This window comes from Streptomyces sp. NPDC014623, from assembly GCF_043088245.1.
Taxonomy (GTDB): Bacteria; Actinomycetota; Actinomycetes; order Streptomycetales; family Streptomycetaceae; genus Streptomyces.
In genome coordinates, this window is the sequence record NZ_JBIBZU010000007.1 from 281,198 (window position 1) to 299,727 (window position 18,530).

Annotated in this window: 16 protein-coding genes; 8 read left to right on the forward strand and 8 right to left on the reverse strand. The window is 72.3% G+C overall.

Annotation, left to right across the window (positions count from 1 at the left end; translation table 11 throughout):
• Positions 1-421 precede the first annotated feature (421 nt).
• The 8 genes from ACF1FZ_RS14770 (at position 422) to ACF1FZ_RS14805 (ending at position 9,853) form a co-directional block, all read left to right on the forward strand.
• Entirely contained in the window at positions 422-2,560 is a 2,139-nt protein-coding gene (locus tag ACF1FZ_RS14770) for a hypothetical protein (protein ID WP_391773761.1), read from the forward strand.
• A 104-nt stretch (positions 2,561-2,664) separates the two neighbouring features.
• Complete coding sequence (gene pelF / locus ACF1FZ_RS14775; RefSeq protein WP_391773762.1) at positions 2,665-4,188, forward strand: GT4 family glycosyltransferase PelF; 1,524 nt, start codon at positions 2,665-2,667, stop codon at positions 4,186-4,188.
• Positions 4,185-5,591: a hypothetical protein gene (locus ACF1FZ_RS14780; protein WP_391773763.1), complete on the forward strand. Its 1,407-nt coding sequence runs from the start codon at positions 4,185-4,187 to the stop codon at positions 5,589-5,591. Before pelF ends, ACF1FZ_RS14780 begins: the two co-directional genes overlap by 4 nt.
• 97 nt (positions 5,592-5,688) lie before the next feature.
• Positions 5,689-6,690, forward strand: coding sequence for an SDR family NAD(P)-dependent oxidoreductase (locus ACF1FZ_RS14785; protein WP_391773764.1), 1,002 nt, complete (start codon positions 5,689-5,691; stop codon positions 6,688-6,690).
• Between the two features lie 32 nt (positions 6,691-6,722).
• Positions 6,723-7,436, forward strand: coding sequence for an NDP-sugar synthase (locus ACF1FZ_RS14790; protein WP_391773765.1), 714 nt, complete (start codon positions 6,723-6,725; stop codon positions 7,434-7,436).
• Between the two features lie 7 nt (positions 7,437-7,443).
• Positions 7,444-8,370, forward strand: coding sequence for an NAD-dependent epimerase/dehydratase family protein (locus ACF1FZ_RS14795; RefSeq protein WP_391773766.1), 927 nt, complete (start codon positions 7,444-7,446; stop codon positions 8,368-8,370).
• Positions 8,367-9,029, forward strand: a complete 663-nt coding sequence (locus ACF1FZ_RS14800) for a spherulation-specific family 4 protein (RefSeq protein WP_391773767.1) — start codon at positions 8,367-8,369, stop codon at positions 9,027-9,029. The genes ACF1FZ_RS14795 and ACF1FZ_RS14800 overlap by 4 nt, the downstream gene beginning before the upstream one ends.
• On the forward strand, positions 9,026-9,853 hold the full coding sequence (locus tag ACF1FZ_RS14805; protein WP_391773768.1) for an endo alpha-1,4 polygalactosaminidase: 828 nt from the start codon (positions 9,026-9,028) through the stop codon (positions 9,851-9,853). Before ACF1FZ_RS14800 ends, ACF1FZ_RS14805 begins: the two co-directional genes overlap by 4 nt.
• A 73-nt stretch (positions 9,854-9,926) precedes the next feature.
• Here the strand turns inward: ACF1FZ_RS14805 and hydA are convergent, their stop codons facing one another.
• From hydA to ACF1FZ_RS14845, 8 genes are all read right to left on the reverse strand, one after another.
• On the reverse strand, positions 9,927-11,324 hold the full coding sequence (hydA, locus tag ACF1FZ_RS14810) for a dihydropyrimidinase (RefSeq protein ID WP_391773769.1): 1,398 nt from the start codon (positions 11,322-11,324) through the stop codon (positions 9,927-9,929).
• 98 nt (positions 11,325-11,422) lie between these two features.
• Positions 11,423-12,706, reverse strand: a complete 1,284-nt coding sequence (locus ACF1FZ_RS14815) for an aspartate aminotransferase family protein (RefSeq protein WP_391773770.1) — start codon at positions 12,704-12,706, stop codon at positions 11,423-11,425.
• Positions 12,703-13,545: a nitrilase-related carbon-nitrogen hydrolase gene (locus ACF1FZ_RS14820; RefSeq protein ID WP_391773771.1), complete on the reverse strand. Its 843-nt coding sequence runs from the start codon at positions 13,543-13,545 to the stop codon at positions 12,703-12,705. Before ACF1FZ_RS14820 ends, ACF1FZ_RS14815 begins: the two co-directional genes overlap by 4 nt.
• A gap of 130 nt (positions 13,546-13,675) precedes the next feature.
• Positions 13,676-14,710 carry a serine hydrolase domain-containing protein gene (locus ACF1FZ_RS14825; RefSeq protein WP_391773772.1) on the reverse strand — a complete coding sequence of 345 codons (1,035 nt, stop codon included), beginning with the start codon at positions 14,708-14,710 and terminating at the stop codon, positions 13,676-13,678.
• A 4-nt stretch (positions 14,711-14,714) separates the two neighbouring features.
• On the reverse strand, positions 14,715-15,635 hold the full coding sequence (locus ACF1FZ_RS14830; RefSeq protein WP_391773773.1) for a DUF6895 family protein: 921 nt from the start codon (positions 15,633-15,635) through the stop codon (positions 14,715-14,717).
• Positions 15,632-16,360: a hypothetical protein gene (locus tag ACF1FZ_RS14835; RefSeq protein ID WP_391773774.1), complete on the reverse strand. Its 729-nt coding sequence runs from the start codon at positions 16,358-16,360 to the stop codon at positions 15,632-15,634. The genes ACF1FZ_RS14830 and ACF1FZ_RS14835 overlap by 4 nt, the downstream gene beginning before the upstream one ends.
• A complete protein-coding gene (locus ACF1FZ_RS14840) occupies positions 16,357-16,530 on the reverse strand; it encodes a hypothetical protein (RefSeq protein WP_391773775.1) in 174 nt (57 codons plus the stop codon). The genes ACF1FZ_RS14835 and ACF1FZ_RS14840 overlap by 4 nt, the downstream gene beginning before the upstream one ends.
• 1,122 nt (positions 16,531-17,652) lie before the next feature.
• Positions 17,653-18,318, reverse strand: a complete 666-nt coding sequence (locus ACF1FZ_RS14845; protein WP_391773783.1) for a glycoside hydrolase family 75 protein — start codon at positions 18,316-18,318, stop codon at positions 17,653-17,655.
• Positions 18,319-18,530: the final 212 nt, after the last annotated feature.

Consider the following 18,530-nt stretch of genomic DNA (forward strand, 5'->3'; position numbering starts at 1 on the left):
GCCGGCCCCTGCTCCACGCCGGCCGTCGCCGCCATGCCGCCCCCCGAAGTGACTTGATCCAGCTCCACACCGGCCGGCGTTTCGGTCCGGACCGCTGACCTCCCGACTCCACGCCATCCGGCGGCCTCCGGCCCGCCGTCCGCCTTCCGCAGCAGCACACGGGCGGTACGGGCCGGCTCCACCCCGACGGCCAGCGGCGCCGCCCCGCTCGTGACGGACTCCCTGTCACATCGACAGACACATACGTTTTTCCGCCAAGTCCCCTTTCGGGCGCACAAAAACTCCACACAGACCTCACTATGTGACACGACGGATAAGTCGACGACCGGCGCCTCAGGGGGGGCGACGGCGTGGTCGTGGGGGTGGGGCAGGCTCCGGCAGGAGCCCGGCCTCCCCTGCCCTGGGGAGGGGTTTCCACCGCATGAAGCGGACCATTCGCACCACCGCGCTCGTGATGGGCGCGTTGATGGCAGTCATCGGGCTGCCGGCTGCCACGGCCCAGGCGGACGATCCGGCACCGCGCATCGATCTGCGCGTGCTGGTCGTGAGCGACGGGGGGCCGTCGACCGACGCCATCGCCGCCGAACTGGAGAACGCCGGGACGCCGTACACCGAGGTCGACCTGCAGGACGCGGACCGGGCCGTGATCGACGCGGGCTTCCTCGCGGACACGGTCGAGGGCCGGCCGCGTGCGAAGTACCAGGCCGTCGTCCTGCCCAACGACAACCCGTTCCCGACGGGATCCGCCGAGATGGCGGCCCTCGTGGCCTACGAGCGGACGTACTCGATCCCGCAGGTCGACGCCTACACCTACGCGCGTCCGCAGGTGGGGCTCAACGCGGCGGTCGGCACCGGCTACGCCGGCAGCATCGACGGGGTGCGGGCCGAGGTGACGCAAGCCGGGAAGGCCGGGGCCTTCGGCTATCTGGAGGGCGCCGTCCCGTTCGAGGACAACTCCCCCACCGTGGGCGAGTCCTACGCCTACCTCTCGACGCCGGCGGCGGGCGCCGACTTCGTCCCCTACGTCCAGGCGGCCATCCCCGGCAGGCCGACGAAGGGTTCCCTGGTCGGTGAGTACCGGCACGACGGGCGGCGCGAACTCGTGGTCACCTTCGTCTACAACCGGTACCAGCAGCAGTACCGGCTGCTGGCCCGGGGCATCGTGGAGTGGATGACCGGCGGGGTGCACCTCGGCGCCGACCGCAACTACTTCGCGGTCCACGTCGACGACGTCCTCGCCGCCGACGACCGCTGGGACTCCGCGCTCAACTGCACCCCCGGCGACGTGGACTGCCAGCCGGGCGAGGGCACCCCGAACCCCATCCGCATGGTCCCGGCCGACGTCGACCACGCGACAGCCTGGCAGAACAGCCGCGAATTCACCTTCGACTTCGCCTACAACGCCTCCGGCACCGTGGACCACCGCGAGGACAACGGGGGCCATGACGCCCTCGCCGACAAGCTGATGTCCGACCGCGACCGGTTCCGATGGATCAACCACACCTACACCCATGCCTTCCTGGGCTGTGTCCAGGACACCGCCGTGGTGCCGTGGAAGTGCGCGACGAACGCGGACGGCTCCACCCGGTGGGTCGGCCGGAACGAGATCGCCGACGAGATCGCGGCCAACGAGGCGTGGGGCGAGGCTGCCGGACTCCCCCTCCTGAGCGAGGAGCTGGTCACCGGGGAGCACTCCGGCCTGAAGGTGGCCCCGCAGCAGCCGGTGGACAACCCCAACCTGGGGCCCGCCCTCGCGGACACGGGCATCGAGTGGCTGGGCTCGGACAACTCCCGGGACCCCGTGCAGCGCCGGGTCGGCACCGCCACGACCGTCTCCCGCTATCCGATGAACGTCTTCTACAACGCCGGGCGGGCGGCCGAACAGGTCGACGAGTACAACTGGATCTACACCGGCCGCGCCCAGGGCGGCAGCGGGATCTGCGAGGACAACCCCGCCACCTCCACCTGCCTGGACGCGCCGCTGGACATCGCCACCGGCTATACCGAGCACATCGTGCCGCTGGAGACCCGGATCGCGCTGGGGCACGTCCTCGCCAACGATCCCAAGCCGCACTTCATCCACCAGTCGAACCTCGCCGAGGACCGCATCGCCTACCCGGTGCTCGACGGTGTGCTCGCCGGCTACGACGCCCTGTTCACCGACGACACCCCCGTGGTGAATCTCCGCATGAAGGACATCGGCGTCGAGATGCGGCGCCGGGCCGCCTGGCAGGCCGCCCTCGACGCGGGCCAGGTCACCGCCTACCGGATCGGCGACAGCGTGACCGTGCGGACGCCCGACGGCGTGGCGCTCACGGCCACCATGCCCGTCGGTACCCAGCACGGCGGCGCGGGCTTCGGGACCGCCTACGCCGGCGCCGTCTCCGGCTGGGCCTCGGCCGACGGCCTGCCGTACACCCTGGACCTGCCCACGTCCGCCGGTGCGCCGGCCGGGCCGGACGGAACCCCCGCCGTGACCGGCGCACCGGCGGTCACCGCGCCCCGGACCGAGGTGCCGGCCGGCGTCGAGGAGCGAGTCCCCTACGCCGCGGAGCGCTGACAGGCGTACGCCCTTCCTGTCCCGGCCGCCGGCGCGGCGGCCGGGCCGGCGGCCGGGACCCCCGGGCCCGGCACACCCCCACTTCACGGCCGTGGAGCACTCTGATGCACTTTCGCCACGGCGCGCGACACCCCGGCACGTCGCGCGTCACCCTGCTCACCGAAGGCACCTACCCGCACAGTCACGGCGGTGTGAGCGTCTGGTGCGACCAGCTCGTCACCGGCATGCCCGACATCGTCTTCGACGTGACCGCGGTCACCGGAACCGGCCGTGAACCGGTCGTCTGGGACGTCCCCGCCCACGTCGGCCACATCGTCTCCGTTCCCATGTGGGGCCCTGCCCCGGACGGGCGCGCCCCGCGCGGGCGCCGTCTCGGGCGGCTCACCGAGTCCTACGAGCGGTTCGTGACCGCTCTGCTCGACCCGCACGCCGAGGACGGCTTCGGCCCCGCCCTGTACGCGCTCGCGCGGGCCGCCGAAGACGGCCTGCTCAGCCCGTTCCTGCGCGGGGACCGGGCCATCGGCATCCTGACGGCCCTGTGGAACCGGCCGGGCCTCGCGGTCCGCGAGGCCCGGCCGACGCTGCAGGACGCCGTGACCGCGACCACGCTGCTGGAGCACGCGCTGCGGCCGCTGGCCGCGCCGTTCCCGGAGTCGGGTGTGGCGCACGCGGTCAGCGGCGGTGTGGCCGTCCTGCCGGGCCTCGCCGCGCTGGAACGGCACGGCGTGCCGCTGCTGCTCACCGAGCACGGTGTCTACCTGCGCGAGCGCTACCTCGGATACCGCACCGCTCCCTACCGGTGGCCGGTGAAGGCCCTCGTGCTGGGCTTCTTCCGGCTGCTGGCGGAGGAGACGTACCGGAGGGCCGCCCTGATCACCCCGGGCAACCGCTACAACCGGCTCTGGGAGGAGCGGGGTGGTGCCGCGCCCGATTCGATCCGGACGGTCTACAACGGCGTGGACCCCGCCGCGTTCCCGCCCGCCGGCCCCGAGCCGGCCGATCCCGTGCTCAGCTGGGCCGGCCGTGTCGACCCGATCAAGGACCTGGAGACCCTGATCCGTGCCTTCGCCCTCGTACGGGCGCGGGTGCCCGCCGCGCGGCTGCGCCTGTTCGGCGGGACACCGCGCGGCGGGGAGGGGTACCGCGACCGGTGCGAGGCACTGGCCGCGGAGCTGGGCCACGCCGACGCGGTCACCTTCGAGGGCCGCGTCGAGGACATCAGGAACGCCTACGCGGCGGGCAACGTCGTGATGCTCTCCAGCATCAGCGAGGGCTTCCCCTTCACCCTGATCGAGGCCATGTCCTGCGGGCGGGCGACCGTGTCCACGGACGTGGGCGGCGTACGGGAGGCGGTCGGTGACACCGGTCTCGTGGTGCCGCCCCGCGATCCGGCCGCGATGGCCGCGGCGGCCCTGGAGCTGCTGGCCGACGCCGGGCGGCGCCGGAGGATGGGCGAGGCGGCCCGGCTCAGGGTGATCGAGCAGTTCACCCTCCGGCAGACCGTCGACACCTTCCGCTCCATCTATCTGGAGCTGTCGTCGTCCGGCGGCCGGAGCGGGCTCGTGGCCGTCGGGGAGCGCGCGCCGGCGTCGGCGGGCAGGTCACCGGTGAGGAGCGCGGCCGGATGAGCGGGCCCATGTCGCTGGAGCCGGGCGGCGCGGAACAGGACACCCTTGCCCTGCGCCTCGCCGACGACCGCCCTCCCTCTCCGCGCCTCACCGATCAGCACATGTTGGCCCTGGTCCTGCCCGGCCACGGAGCGCGCCGCGACGCGGTGGACGGGCTCGCCGCCGAACTGGCCGACCGCGTCGCGCCCGCGGTTCACCCTTATGAGGTCGCCGCGCTGCTGGAGTCCGAGGGGCTCACCGGCGAGATGATCCGCAAGACGTACGGGCACGCCGATCTGTTCTCGCTGGCGACCGCGTTGTACCAGCGCGTACCGCGGACGTTCCCCGAGCCGCCGCGGCCCGTCGATCCCTGGCGGCCGGACCATCTGCGCTGCGCCTTGCGAGGGCTGCTGTTCGCGTTGCCGGGCCTCGCCTACGCGCTCGCCGGGCGGCTGCTGCCCCCTGACGGCACGGTGCGGGCGCTGGTGGTGGCCGGACTGATCTCCTGGGCCTGGAACCAGGCACTGGGCCACCGGGCTTACGCGCGCCTGGCGAGCGGGCGCCTGGAAGCGGGCCGCACCCTGGCGAAGGGGGCGCCGCTGGGCGCTGCCGCGGCGACCGCCGCCGGAGCCGCGCTCTCGGGGGCGGGCGTGACGGCCCTGGCCGTCGCGGCCCAGTCGGCGTACCTGGCGGCGGCCGGTGTGCTGCTCGTGCTGGGCCGCGAGCGGCTGCTGCTGGCGGTCCTCGTGCCGGTCGCCGCCGGCGGGACGGCGCTGCTGTGGTGGGAGCCCGGGGCCGTGCTCCGGGCCGGGCTGCCGCTGCTGTCGCTCCTCGGCACGGTCGCGGCGGCCGGCTGGGCGCTGCGCGCCACCCGCACGGTCCCCGCCGCGCCCGGGGCCACGCGCCCGGGGCTGTGGCCGTCCCTGCCGTACGGGCTGTTCGGGCTGGCCGCCGGGTCGCTGGTGTTCCTGGCGGGCCGGGACCATCCCTGGGGGGTGATCGTGCTGACCCTGAGCATGGGGCCGGCCGAGTGGCTGCTGTACCGCTACCGCGGACTGTCGGTGGCGGCTCTGCGGTCCACGAGGACACTCGCCGGGTTCCGGGCCCGTTCCGCCGCCGTTCTCGCCGGCTGCCTGCTGGTGTATCTCGCTCCGCTCGCGCCGGCGGCGCTGTTCGTGGGCGCCGATCCCGTCACGCTGCTGCTGCTCGCCGCCTCGCTGTGGATCTCCCTGCTGCTCCAGGCGTTCGGCACCGCCTGGCCGCCGGCGGCCCTGTGTCTCACCGCGGCGGTGTCCGCCGGCGCGGTGATGCTGACCGGTTCCCCACCGGGTGCCACGGCTCTGCCGTTGTGCTGCGGCGGCGCCGTGCTCTGCCTCGGCGCGGTGGCCGTACGACGGCTGGGCCGCCCGGCCGCCCACGGCTGACACCGCTCCGCCGACCGCGCACGTGCCACCGCACCGCCGTCCGTCTTCGCGGGCCGTGACCCCACGGCCCGTCACCACCCACCGGAAGGACACCGCCTTGACCGCTCCACCGCTCGCCGCCGTCACCGGAGCCGAGGGCTTCATCGGTTCCCACCTCACCGAGGCACTCGTCGCCTCCGGGTACCGGGTGAGGGCCATGGCGCAGTACAACTCCTTCTCCTCGTACGGCTGGCTGGAGACCCTCTCCCCCGACGTCCTCGGCCAGGTCGAGATCGTCCTCGGCGACGTCCGGGACCCTGGTTCGGTGCGTCATCTCGTCGAAGGGGCCGACACCGTCTACCACCTGGCCGCCCTCATCGCCATCCCGTACTCCTACCGGGCGCCCCACAGCTACGTGGACACCAACGTCACCGGCACACTGAACGTGCTGGAGGCGGTACGGGCCGCGGGCACACCGCGGCTGGTGCACACCTCCACCAGCGAGACCTACGGCACCGCGCAGACCGTGCCGATCACCGAGGACCACCCCATCAACACCCAGTCGCCGTACGCGGCTTCGAAGGCGGGCGGGGACCGGCTGGCCGACAGCTACCACGCCAGTTTCGACACCCCGGTGGTGACGCTGCGGCCGTTCAACACCTTCGGGCCACGGCAGTCCATGCGGGCCGTGATCCCGACCGTCATCGGCCAGGTCGCGGCCGGGGACCGGACCATCACCCTCGGCGACCTGCGTCCCACCCGTGACTTCACCTTCGTCAAGGACACCGCGCAGGCGTTCCTGGCGGTCGGTTCGGCGCCCGCCGAACAGGTCGTGGGCCGCACCTTCAACGCGGGAACCGGCGGCGAGATCTCCGTCGGCGATCTGGTCGCCCTCATCGGCAAGGTGATGGACACCGCGCTCGACGTGCGTGAGGACACGCAGCGACTGCGGCCCGCGAACTCCGAGGTGATGCGGCTGGTCGCGGACGCCGGCCGGTTGCGCGCGGCGACCGGCTGGAGCCCGGCGCACACCCTGGAGGAGGGCCTCGCCCACACGGTGGAGTTCTTCCGTGAGCCGGCCAACCTCGCCCGCTACAAGACCGGCATCTACAACATCTGACCACATCCGGCACGTCGAGCAAGGGGAAGACCATGCACGCAGTGATCCTGGCCGGAGGCAAGGGCGTCCGGCTGCGGCCCTACACCACGGCCCTGCCCAAGCCGCTGGTGCCCATCGGCGACCAGCACGCCATCCTCGAGATCGTCCTGCGCCAGCTCGCCTCGGCCGGCTTCACCGGCTGCACCCTCGCCATAGGTCATCTCGGTGAGATCATCCGGGCCTACGTCGGCGACGGGTCCCAGTGGGGCCTGACGGTCGACTACTCCACCGAGGAGTCCCCGCTGGGGACCATGGGCCCGCTGCTGACGATGCGTGAGCGGCTGCCGGAGCACTTCCTCGTGATGAACGGGGACATCCTCACCGACCTCGACTACGCCGACGTCCTGCACCGCCACCGGACCTCCGGAGCGCCCCTGACGATCGCCACGTACGCGCGCCAGGTGCGCATCGACTTCGGGGTGCTGACCACCGACGCGAGCAGGGTGGTCGGTTTCACCGAGAAGCCGAGCATGGACTACCGCGTTTCCATGGGGGTGTACGGGCTGACCCGGGCCACACTCGACGGGTACACCGCCGGACTGCCGCTGGGCTTCGACGAGTTGGTGCTGGACCTGCTGGGTTCCGGCGACCCGCCGCACGCCTACGACTTCGACGGCTACTGGCTGGACATCGGCCGCCCCGACGACTACGACCGTGCCAACGCGGAGTTCACCAGCCGCAAGTCCCTGCTGCTCAAGGGAGCCTGAGCACCGTATGCGCATTCTCGTCCTGGGTTCCACCGGCTTCCTGGGGGCCCACATCGCCCGGCGACTCGGCGCCCTCCGGGGCGCCAGGGTCCTCGCCGGCGGCCGGTCCCCTGCCGTCGGTGTACCCGTCGACCTCGCCACCGACTCCGCCGACCGGCTCGCGAGGATCCTGGCGTCGGTGGCTCCGGACGCCGTGGTCAACTGTGCCGGTGCGACCGGGGGTGACCCGGTGACGCTGGCGGAGGTCAACGCCCGGGGGCCGGCCGTCCTGTGCACGGCGATGACCCTGGCCTGCCCCTCGGCCCGGCTGGTCCATCTCGGTTCAGCGGCCGAGTACGGCCCGGGGGCCGGCCGGGTCCCGGCGCCGGAATCGGCGGCCACCCGCCCGCTCGGTGCCTACGGGGCCACGAAACTGGCCGGCACGATCACCGTCTCGACCTCCGCCCTGGACGCGCTCGTCCTCCGGGTCGGCAACCCGGTGGGGCCCGGGGCACCGTCCTCCGGGCTGCCCGGGCGGGTCGCCCGGCTGTTGCGCGAGACGGGTCCGGACCCGGACGCGGTGCTCCGCCTCGGGGACCTGTCGGCGTACCGCGACTTCGTCGACGCACGCGACGTGGCGCGGGCGGTGGAGCGGGCGGTGACCGTGCCAGGGCCGCTGCCGCGCGTGCTCAACATCAGCGGCGGTGACGCCGTCCCGGTGCGCCACCTGGTGCGTACACTCGCGGACATCGCGCACTTCGGCGGACGCATCGAGGAGCAGGGCGCCGGATCTGCCCGCTCGGAGCAGGTGTCCTGGCAGTGTTCCGACGTCTCCGCCGCCCGGACGGCCCTCGACTGGCGGCCCTCGTACACGCTCCGGGAGTCGCTGGCGGCGCTGTGGTCGGCCGGCACCCGCTCCCCGTCCCCCCGCGAGGAAAGCGAACTGCCGTCATGAGCCTGCTGATCCCGCTGTACGTCCACCCGGCCGTGGACCCGGGCGCCTGGCACCGGCTCATCACGGCGGCCGACCGCACCTACGCGGTCGTACTCAATCCCGCGGACGGGCCGGGCCGGGGTCCCGATCCCGCCTTCGTCTCCGCGGCGGGCGCACTGCGCGGAGCGGGCGCCCGGCTGCTCGGCTACGTGGACACCGACTACGGCACCCGGCCCGCGTCGGATGTCACCGCCGACGCCGCCCGGCACCGTGAGTGGTACGCGGCCGACGGCTGTTTCCTGGACCGGGTGAGCGCGGCCGAGGGCGCCCTGCCCGCCTACCGGAAACTGGTGCGCGCGCTGCGCCGGCAGGGTGCGTCGCCCGTGGTGCTCAATCCGGGCGTGCACCCGGCTCCGGGCTACGCCCGGATCGCCGATCTCGTCGTCACGTTCGAGGGCCCCTGGTCCACCTATGTGTCGGCGTTCAGCAGACCCGACTGGACGGCACGCCATCCGCCCGACCGCTTCTGCCACCTGGTGTACGGCGTGCCCGAGGCGCTGGCCCCGCTGGCCGTGCGCACCGCCCACGAGCGTGGCGCCGCCGTGTCCGGCCCGGTGACCGGGGAACCGCCCAATCCGTGGTCCCGGTTGACACCGGTGCTGACCGGAGCGGAGCGGTGAGGCACGGGGCCCGGGCGTGGGCGGCCCTGCTGATCGTGCTGGCGGTCTCGGTGACGACCGCGCTGACCGGTTGTTCCGGTACGGGCGACGACCGGGGCACGGCGTCGGGCGGGCAGCGGGAGGAGCGGTGGCGGCCCCGGCCGGGGCTGGCCTGGCAGTGGCAGCTCGACGGGAGGGTCGACGCCGCGGCGGCCGACGTACCCGTCTACGACATCGACGGCTTCGAGAACGGTGCCGCGGACGTGGCCCGGCTCCACCGCGCCGGCCGCAAGGTGATCTGCTACATCAACGTGGGCGCCCGGGAGGACTACCGGCCCGACAAGGACGCCTTCCCCCGCTCGGTGCTGGGCAGGCCGAACGGCTGGCAGGGCGAACGCTGGCTCGACATCCGGCGGATCTCCCTGCTGCGGCCGATCATGGAACGGCGGTTCGACATGTGCCGGGAGAAGGGGTTCGACGCGGTGGAACCCGATCTGGTGGAGGGGTACAGCCACGACACCGGCTTCCCGCTCACTGCGCGGGACCAGCTGAGGTACAACCGCATGATCGCCGGCATCGCCCACGAACGCGGCCTGTCGGTGGGCCTGAAGAACGACCTGCCGCAGATCCCGCAGCTGGTGGACGACTTCGACTTCGCGGTCAACGAGCAGTGCGCGCAGTACGCCGAGTGTGCGCGGCTCACCCCGTTCATCGAGGCCGGCAAGGCGGTCTTCCACGTCGAGTACACCGAGCCGACCCACCGCTTCTGCCCCGTCTCCCGCGAGCTGGGGCTCTCCTCCATGCGCAAGAAGTGGGAGCTGGGGGTCTGGCGCAGGGCCTGCTGAACGGCAGGCCCGGGGAGCGACGGGGCCCGGGTCCGGCCGGCACCCGCGGGCACGGCCCGAGCCCGTCCTCCGCTCACAGGTACTGGCACAACCCCCTCGGTACGTAAGCCCCGTGTCCCGCACGCCCCACGTACGCGCCGCTCTCGACCACCGGGACGCCGCGCGACAGGACCGTCTCGGCCCGCCCGGTGATCCGCTTGCCCTCGTACGCCGAATAATCGACGTTCATGTGGTGCGTCCCGGCGGACAGCACCTGCTGGGCCTGCGGGTCGTACACGACGATGTCCGCGTCCGAGCCCGGCGCGATCGTCCCCTTCCTCGGGTAGAGACCGAACATCCGGGCCGGTGCGGCACACGCGATATCGATCCAGCGGCGGCGGGAGACATGCCCGTCCACCACCGCCTGGTGCAGCAGATCCATCCGGTGCTCCACACCGGGCATGCCGTTGGGGATCTTCGAGAAATCGCCGACACCCATGTCCTTCTGGCCCTTGAAGCAGAACGGGCAGTGATCCGTCGAGACGACCTGCAGGTCATCGGTCCGCAGCCCTCGCCACAGTGCCGCCTGGTGCTCCTTCGGCCGGAGTGGGGTCGAACAGACGTACTTGGCGCCCTCGAAGTCCGGCTCGGCCAGGTTGTCGGTGGACAGGAAGAGGTACTGCGGGCACGTCTCGCCGAACACGGGCAGTCCCTCGTCCCGGGCCCGCGTCAATTCCGCGAGGGCTTCCTGGGCGGAGACGTGAACGACGTAGACGGGGGCGCCGGCGACCTGACTCAGCCGGATCACCCGGTGTGTCGCCTCGGCTTCCAGGAGAGCCCTGCGCACCTCCCCGTGATGTCGCGGGTCGCGCTCTCCTCGCGCGAGGGCCTGCTCCACGAGGACGTCGATGGCGATGCCGTTCTCCGCGTGCATCATGACCAGACCACCGTTGGTGCCCGCGCGCTGCATGGCGCGGAGGATCTGGCCGTCATCCGAATAGAACACTCCGGGATACGCGGTGAAGAGCTTGAACGAGGTCACGCCTGCCGCGGTCAACTCATCCATCTGCTTGAGGGACGACTCGTTCACGTCGGACATGATCATGTGGAAGCCGTAGTCGACGGAGCACCGGCCGTCGGCTTTCTCGTGCCACGTGTCGAGTCCTTCCCGGAGCGAGCCGCCCTTCGGCTGGATGGCGAAGTCGACGATCGTGGTGGTCCCTCCCCAGGCGGCCGCCCGGGTTCCCGTCTCGAAGGTGTCGCAGGACATGGTCCCGCCGAACGGCATCTCCATGTGCGTGTGCGCGTCGACACCGCCCGGGATGACGTACTTTCCCGTGGCGTCGATCCTGCGGTCGGCGTTCCAGCTCGCCGCGGCGTCGGTGCCGTGGGCGGCGAGTGCGGCGATGCGCCCGCCCTCGACGAGTACGTCGGCGTGGACCTCGTCGGACGCGGTGACGACGAGGCCGCCGTGGATGACGGTGCGGCTCATGTACCCCTCCTCGCGGTGGCGGATCTGGACTGCGCGGGTGGACCGGGTGCGTGATGACGTACGGGGGAGCGGGCTGCCCCGCGGCGGGGCGGCCCGTCTCAGGTCGCCGCGCCCAGTGCCTCGCCGAGGATCTCCGCGCCCTCCTCGGCCTCGGCGACGGTCAGGGAGAGGGGTGGCGCGATCCGCAGGACGCTGGTGTTGTGGCCGCCGCCCTTCCCGATGAGCAGACCGCCCGCCCGGGCCGCTTCGAGTACGGCCGCCGCGGCCTCGGGATCGGCGTCGTCGGTGCCGGGCTTCACCAGTTCGATGCCGATCATGAGTCCTCTGCCGCGCACCTCGCGCACGGCCGGCGAGCCCGCGCCGACCGCCCGGAGCCGCTCGATGAGGAGACCACCGACCCGCCGGGCGTTGCCCTGGAGGTCGTGCTCCAGCAGGTACGAGAGATTGGCGAGGCCGGCCGCCATGGTGACCGGGGACCCGCCGAAGGTCGAGATGGAGTTGGCGTCCAGGCAGTTCATGACGTCGGCGCGGGCGACGACCCCGCCGATCGACATGCCGTTGCCGATCCCCTTGGCGAACGTGAGGATGTCCGGCGGACCGTTCCGAGCATGCGCCTGCCAGCCCCAGAAGTGGTCGCCCGTACGCCCCCAGCCGGTCTGCACCTCGTCGGAGATCCACAGGATGCCGTGCCGGTCGAGGACCTCACGGAAGGCCGCGTACAGCCCGTCGGGCGGTGCGGTGAAACCGCCGACCCCCTGCACGGGTTCGGCGATCAGCGCGGCGGCACCCCTGGTGTGCCCGAGCAGGTCCTCCAGATCGGCCGCACAGGCCTCGATGAACCGTTCGTCGCTCAGTTCCGCGTACGGCCCCCGGCTGCGGACCCCGCCGTGGACGTACAGCGTCTGCAGCGGGGAGAGACTCGTGGTCGACCAGGACCTGTTGCCCGTGACGGACACGGCCGAGAACGACCTGCCGTGGTAGCTGTTGCGCATCGCCAGGATCTGGTTCGACCCGCGGTGGGCGGTGGCGAGCAGCAGGGCGGTGTCGTTGGCCTCGGTGCCCGAGGTCGTGAAGAAGACCCGGGCGTCGGGAATGCCGGAGAGTGCGGCGACCCGCTCGGCCAGTTCGACCATCGGGCGGTTGAGGTAGAGCGTCGAGGAGTGGAGGAGCCGTCCGGCCTGCTCGGAGACCGCCTTGGTCACCTCGGGCAGGGCGTGCGCGGTCATCGTGGTGAGGATGCCGCCGAAGAAGTCGAGGTAGCGGTTGCCGTCCGCGTCCCAGACATGACGCCCCTCACCGTGGGTGAGCTCCAGGGGGTCCCGGTAGTAGAGCGTCAGCCATTCGGGACTGACGGCCAGATGCCGCTCGTGCAGTCCGCTCACGGCTCCACCAGCCCGTCGTACGCGTCCGGCCTGCGGTCCCGGTAGAACGCCCATTGCTGACGGACCTGCTCGATCAGCCCGAAGTCCAGGTCTCGCACGACGAGTTCCTCCTCCTTGTCGCTCGCGACGTCACCGACGAACTGCCCGCGCGGATCGACGAAGTAGCTCGTGCCGTAGAAGTCGTTGTCGCCGTACTCCTCCTGGCCGACGCGGTTGATCGCGGCGATGAAGTATTCGTTGGCGACGGCGGACGCGGGCTGTTCCAGCTGCCACAGATAGCCGGAGAGGCCCCGTGACGTGGCGGACGGGTTGTAGACCAACTGTGCTCCGTTGAGGCCGAGTTGGCGCCACCCTTCCGGGAAGTGCCGGTCGTAGCAGATGTAGACGCCCACCTTGCCGACGGCGGTGTCGAAGACCGGCCAGCCGACGTTGCCGGGTTTGAAGTAGTACTTCTCCCAGAAGCCCTTGACCTGCGGGATGTGGTGCTTGCGGTACTTGCCGAGGTAGGACCCGTCGGCGTCGATCACCGCCGCGGTGTTGTAGTAGAAGCCGGACTGCTCGAGCTCGAAGACCGGCACGACGATCACCATGCCCGTCTCGCGGGCCAGCTCCCGCATGCGCCGGACCGTCGGCCCGTCCGGCACGGGTTCGGCCCAGCGGTAGTGCTCGGGCTCCTGGACCTGGCAGAAGTAGGGGGCGTTGAACACCTCCTGGAATCCGATGACCTTCGCACCCTGCCGGGCGGCCTCACGCGCGTGTTCCTCGTGCTTGACGATCATGGATTCGGTGTCGCCGGTCCAGGTCGCCTGGACGAGTGCGGCGCGTACGACGTGGGACATGAGCTGCTCCTTCGACGCGGCGTCAGAGAGCCTCTGTGTTCTCTACGCCCGTAGAAACGGTGCACAGGAGGAGAACGTAAGCCCCGTCACACAACGGGGCAAGACCATCGCCGTGAACCGGTGGAGTCGATCATGTTTCACACCCGAGCGGTCCACACCTCCCGGAGGGTGCGGCGTCCAGCCCGCGCAGAGCCCCGTACGCGGCTTGGACGAAGGGAGCCAGAGGGGTGGGAGCCGTGTTCGTCAGGGCCACGAGGCCCGTGCCCGAGCCGGGGAGGAAACCCGCGAAGGCGGTGAAGCCGCGGGTGCCCCCCGAGTGGTGGAGCAGCGCGCCGCCCGGGCGCGGGCGGAGGTTCCAGACCAGGCACAGCCGGGAGCCTGTCCTCGGCACGCCGAGCCGGGGCCGCTGCACCTCGGCCAGTGCGGTGCGCAGCGCGGGGTCCTGGACGGTCACCGGGTCCAGGAGCGCCGCCAGGACGCGCAGCAGGTCCCGGGCGCTGGACCGCACGGCTCCCGCCGCGGCCAGTCCGGGCATCAGCAGGGCGGGGCGCGGGCGGCCGTGCCAGTGCCCGGTCGCCTGGGGGCGGTGCGGATCACAGTCCGTGTCGGCGAGGCCGAGCGGGCCGGTGACGCGCTCGGCGAGCAGGGCGGGGTAGTCGCCTCCGGTGCCGCCGGCCGCTCTGGCGAGTACGTGCCCCAGCAGGCCCCCGCCGAAGTTCGAGTACAGGACCCGGCTGCCGGGCCGGTGCCGGAGCCGGGTGCGGCGCAGTGAGGCCAGCAGGTCGTCCTCGGAGAAGCCGGCGTACGGATTGCTGAGCCACCCGCTGCGGATCGCCCGGGTGAGCAGTCCCGGGGGGAGCCGGGGCAGGCCGGAGGTGTGGGTGGCGAGGTGGAGGAGGGTGAGGGGCGGGCCGGGGAGCCGGAAGGGGAGATAGCGGTCGGCGCGGTCGCCGTAGCGGACCTCGCCCCGGGCCGTCAGTTCGGCGAGCAGCAGGGCCGTGAAGGTCTTGGTCAGCGAGCCCGTCTCGAAGCGGGTGTCCTCCTCCACCGGGCCGTCGCAGAGCACCGTACGCTCCTCACCACGCACGGCCGCGACCGCCACCCCCGGACCTCGGGCGGAGGCCAGGAGAGGCCGGAGACGTACGGCCAGTGGCTCCTGCGTCACGGCCTCACCGCCGCCCCTCCGCGCGGGCGAGCGCGATGGAACCGGCCACGGCCGTGACGACGACTGTGTGCTGATGGCCCGTGAACCGGCGTTGGGGGTCGTCGTCCACCGGATCGCTGTCACGGGGCACGAAACCGTCCTCGTGCTGGAGGTCGGCGATCGCCTCCCAGTCCTCCGGCGGGCAGTACGGCTCCTCGAGTGAGGCACCGACGATGAGCAGCTCCGTGACGAGGTCCCACTGGCCCACCTCGCGCCAGACGTCGATCCACACCGGGAGCCAGTCGTGCAGGTAGGAGGCGAGTTCCGGCGGCAGCCCGCTCGGGTCGCCACCCCAGTCGGTGAGGTGGAAGACGGTGTGGGTCATCGCGTAGGCCGTGATCCAGTTGATCGCCCACGGCTCCGGTCTCGCGCCGAGCCAGGTGGCACCGGCCAGCGCCTTCATGTCCTCGGTGTGCTCCAGCCCCACGACCCGGGCCGCGTTGGCGACGGCGAGCCGGCGGTTCGGCAGCACCTCGACACTGTTCACCGACCGCATGCGGGACCGGTGCGCCAGGAGCCGGTCGAGCCCTTCGTGGCGATAGCCGCAGCGGACGAACGGGGCGTACATCTCCAGCGGGTCCGTCATCAGCGTGTGGCGGAGCTGGCGTTCGTAGATCATGTCGCCGCGCCTGAACTGCTCCCAGGTGAAGTCCATCAGGCTCTGGGCGGCGACCAGGCGGCCCGGCCCGGCTGCACCGTCGCGCAGGATGAGGGAGGCGGCCAGCGTGGTCTCCCCCAGCGGCTTGTAGACGCTGTCGGGGTCGGCCATCGTCTCGGTGGTGTCCGGCGGCAGGCCGCCGAGTTCACGGTTGGCGTGCAGCCACGACAAAGCCCGGTCCGCCATGCCGCGGGCCGCCCGGGTGACCGGCTCGGGGATCGTCGTCATGCGTGTGCCGCCTTCGCGCCCATGCCGGGCCGTCGTTCGAGAAGGTGACGGGTGATCGCCAGGTCAAGAGCGGTGCGCGGGCCCGCCCCTCCCACCAGGAGCACGTGCTCCGCGGCGAGGCCCGGGTCCAGGGGCAGTTCGACGCCCTCGTGATGCAGCCAGGCCAGCCAGCGGACGAGGCGTACCGCGGTGGGGTGGTCGCGGCGCAGAACCGACCGGCTGACACCACGGCACAACCGCAGGGCCCCGTCGCGGGCCGCGTCATGGACCGGGCCGTCGAGAACGAGCGTGGCCAGCGGGGCGAGTTGGGCCATCCGCACACACCAGCCGCTCCACCCGGCGGGATCGGTGAGCTCGGCGTCGTCCGTCGGCACGGGCTCGGCCACGCGCAGGGTGTCCTCCCCGGAGAGACGGGCGAACAGGACCGCGGTGGCATGGTCACGCCGGACGACCACCGCCTCCTCGGGGGTGTCCGCCGCGGGGAAGGCGTCGAAGGCCTTGGCCACGACGGCCGCGTCCTGCGTCCGGAACGGGTGTTCCAGCAGGAGGTGAGGGCTGAGGACGTCGGCCCCGAGCACCCGGACCGCGGCCAGTGCCGCGAGGGTGTCGGAGGCGTCGTCGACGTACCGGGCCAGCTGCACCGCGCCCCCGGTGCCGTCGAGGGCACCGAGGACGCGGGCCGCCAAGGCGTCGGACGCCGCGGCGAATGCGGAATGGGAACTCACTTGTCCCGGGGCTCCTTGGGAGACAGGAGCAGCAGCGCGAGCAGGTGGCCCGACGCCTCGGGGGTGTAGAGCGGAGCGTCACTGACGGTGGCTTCAGGCTCCGTCATCAGTGCGCCCAGCGTGGCTGTCTGGGTCGGCGTCGCCGTGAGAGCGATTTCCTGCGTAAGCATGGTGCCTCCACATCACTGGGGGGACATGTACCACTTGTGTGGTTATGCCTCACTGATCCTAAAGGGTGGAATACGATTTTTCTCGCCGAGCCCATGCGGACCGGGGACGTGTACGGACCACATGCCGCGGACGGGGTGCGACAGCACTCCGGACGGCCCGGACGGCGGAGTTCGCCTTGGAGCCCGGCCCGCGTCACAGCCTCCGGACAGCGACCCCGGTCCGAGGGGTCCTTGCGCGTTGCACACTGTCCGGCCGGACCGGACCGCACGTCAGCGAGCCGGCTCCGGGGGCCATGCCGCTCGGCGCCACGGATCCGGGCCGGCGGGCGTGAGGAGGACCGGCGGGCGGATCCTCGGCTCCCTCCCGGGGGCGGGCGGCGATTCCGGCGGCACCGCCGCGCCCATGGCGGTGATTCCTCCGACGGTGCCGGGCGAACTGCTCGGCACCCGTCGCGGCAGCTTCGTACTGACCGGTAAGCATTCCTGTAGGGCCGCCGTCGACGACATGGACACGGCCGGAAACCCCTGCGACACCCTCGCGCGGTCGGCGGGGGCCGGCCCGGCACCGACCGCACACCGATCGCCTGGACGTACTGCGGGTGCACGCACACGACCACTTCACTCCCGTGGAGGAGGTCATGCGCACGCTCGACGGACTCGTGCGCTCCGGCAGGGTGCTCCACCCCGGGTGTCCGACCGGCCCGCCCGGGAGACCACTCGGGCCGGCGCCCTTGCCGAGCCGCGCGGACGGACCGTGTCCGCAGACCCACAGCTGCGCCACGGCCGGCTGCAACGGGCGCCGGAACGCGAACTCCTGTCACGGGCAGGCGGGTTCGACCAGGCGGTGTCCGCATGGTGTCCACCGGCCCGCGGCCGGCTCACGGGGCGTCACCTCGACGAGGCCGGCCCGGCGGGCACGGCAGCACGAGACGGTCACCGCGGTCGTGGACACCGCGGAGCAGGGCGGCCGGACACCGGCCCGGGCCGCACTCGCCCGACTCCGCGGGCGGTCTTCGCACGAGTGACGGCAGCCGGGCCGCCCGTACCGCACACACGGCGGCCGTCACGGACGAGGGCTCCCGCGTCCTGGCGGCACTCCGGCCGGACCAGGCCGCCTGCTCCTCAGACGCCTCCGGCGAACTTCCGGGCGAACGCCTCGCCGGCACTGACCGCGGCGGCAGGACTCTCGGCCGGTGACACCTCGGAGTTCCTGAAGAGGATGTAGGTGACACCGGATGCCGTACCACCGGCCTTCGGGTCCGGGTCGATGCCGAGGGCCCGGGCCAGGGCGTACGAACCTTCGCCGATGGTTCCGGCGGGGCCCGTGTCTCCGACGACGGCGTGACGGACCTTGCCGTCGTGGACGACGGCTGCCACACCACCGCCCTTGATGCCCGACTCGGAGTGGTCCCGGAGCGGACCGGGGGCGGGGACGACGACGTACGGCACCCCGGCCGAGTCCAGGGGCTTGCCGTCCGAGCCCTGGAAGGCCGTCCGGGGCTGGAAGGAGGGGTCGGTCCTGGTGTTGCAGGCGGTCGTCACCCGGCCGTCGCAGTCGATGTCCATGTCGGCTTCCCAGAACACGGCCTCATCGGTCCCGCAGACCGCAATCGTGGCGGCCGCGTTCCGGTCGGTCCGGTATGTCCCCTGGGAGATCCGGGTGCACTCCTTCACCCCGGCCAGCAGTTCGGCGGCCCCGGCCAGGTCTCCCCCGCCTTCGGAGGCCGCGGCGGGAAGCGTCGAGGCGAGCAGAGCCGCACCGGAGAGCGCGAGCATGCGCGTACGCACCGTCGTGTATGCCCTTTCGCTGGACACGAAGAGACCCTGGCGGGCTCTTCCTTGCGATGCGGCCCGTCGGGACACGACCGGCCGCATCAAGGCCCCGGGGCCGGAAGGGCGCGATGAACCGCGCCCAAACCCCCCCCCGGCTCCCACCATCTCCGCTCAGGACAAACACCCCCCCAGAGGCGACCCCCCACGCGACAACCCACCCACACCCC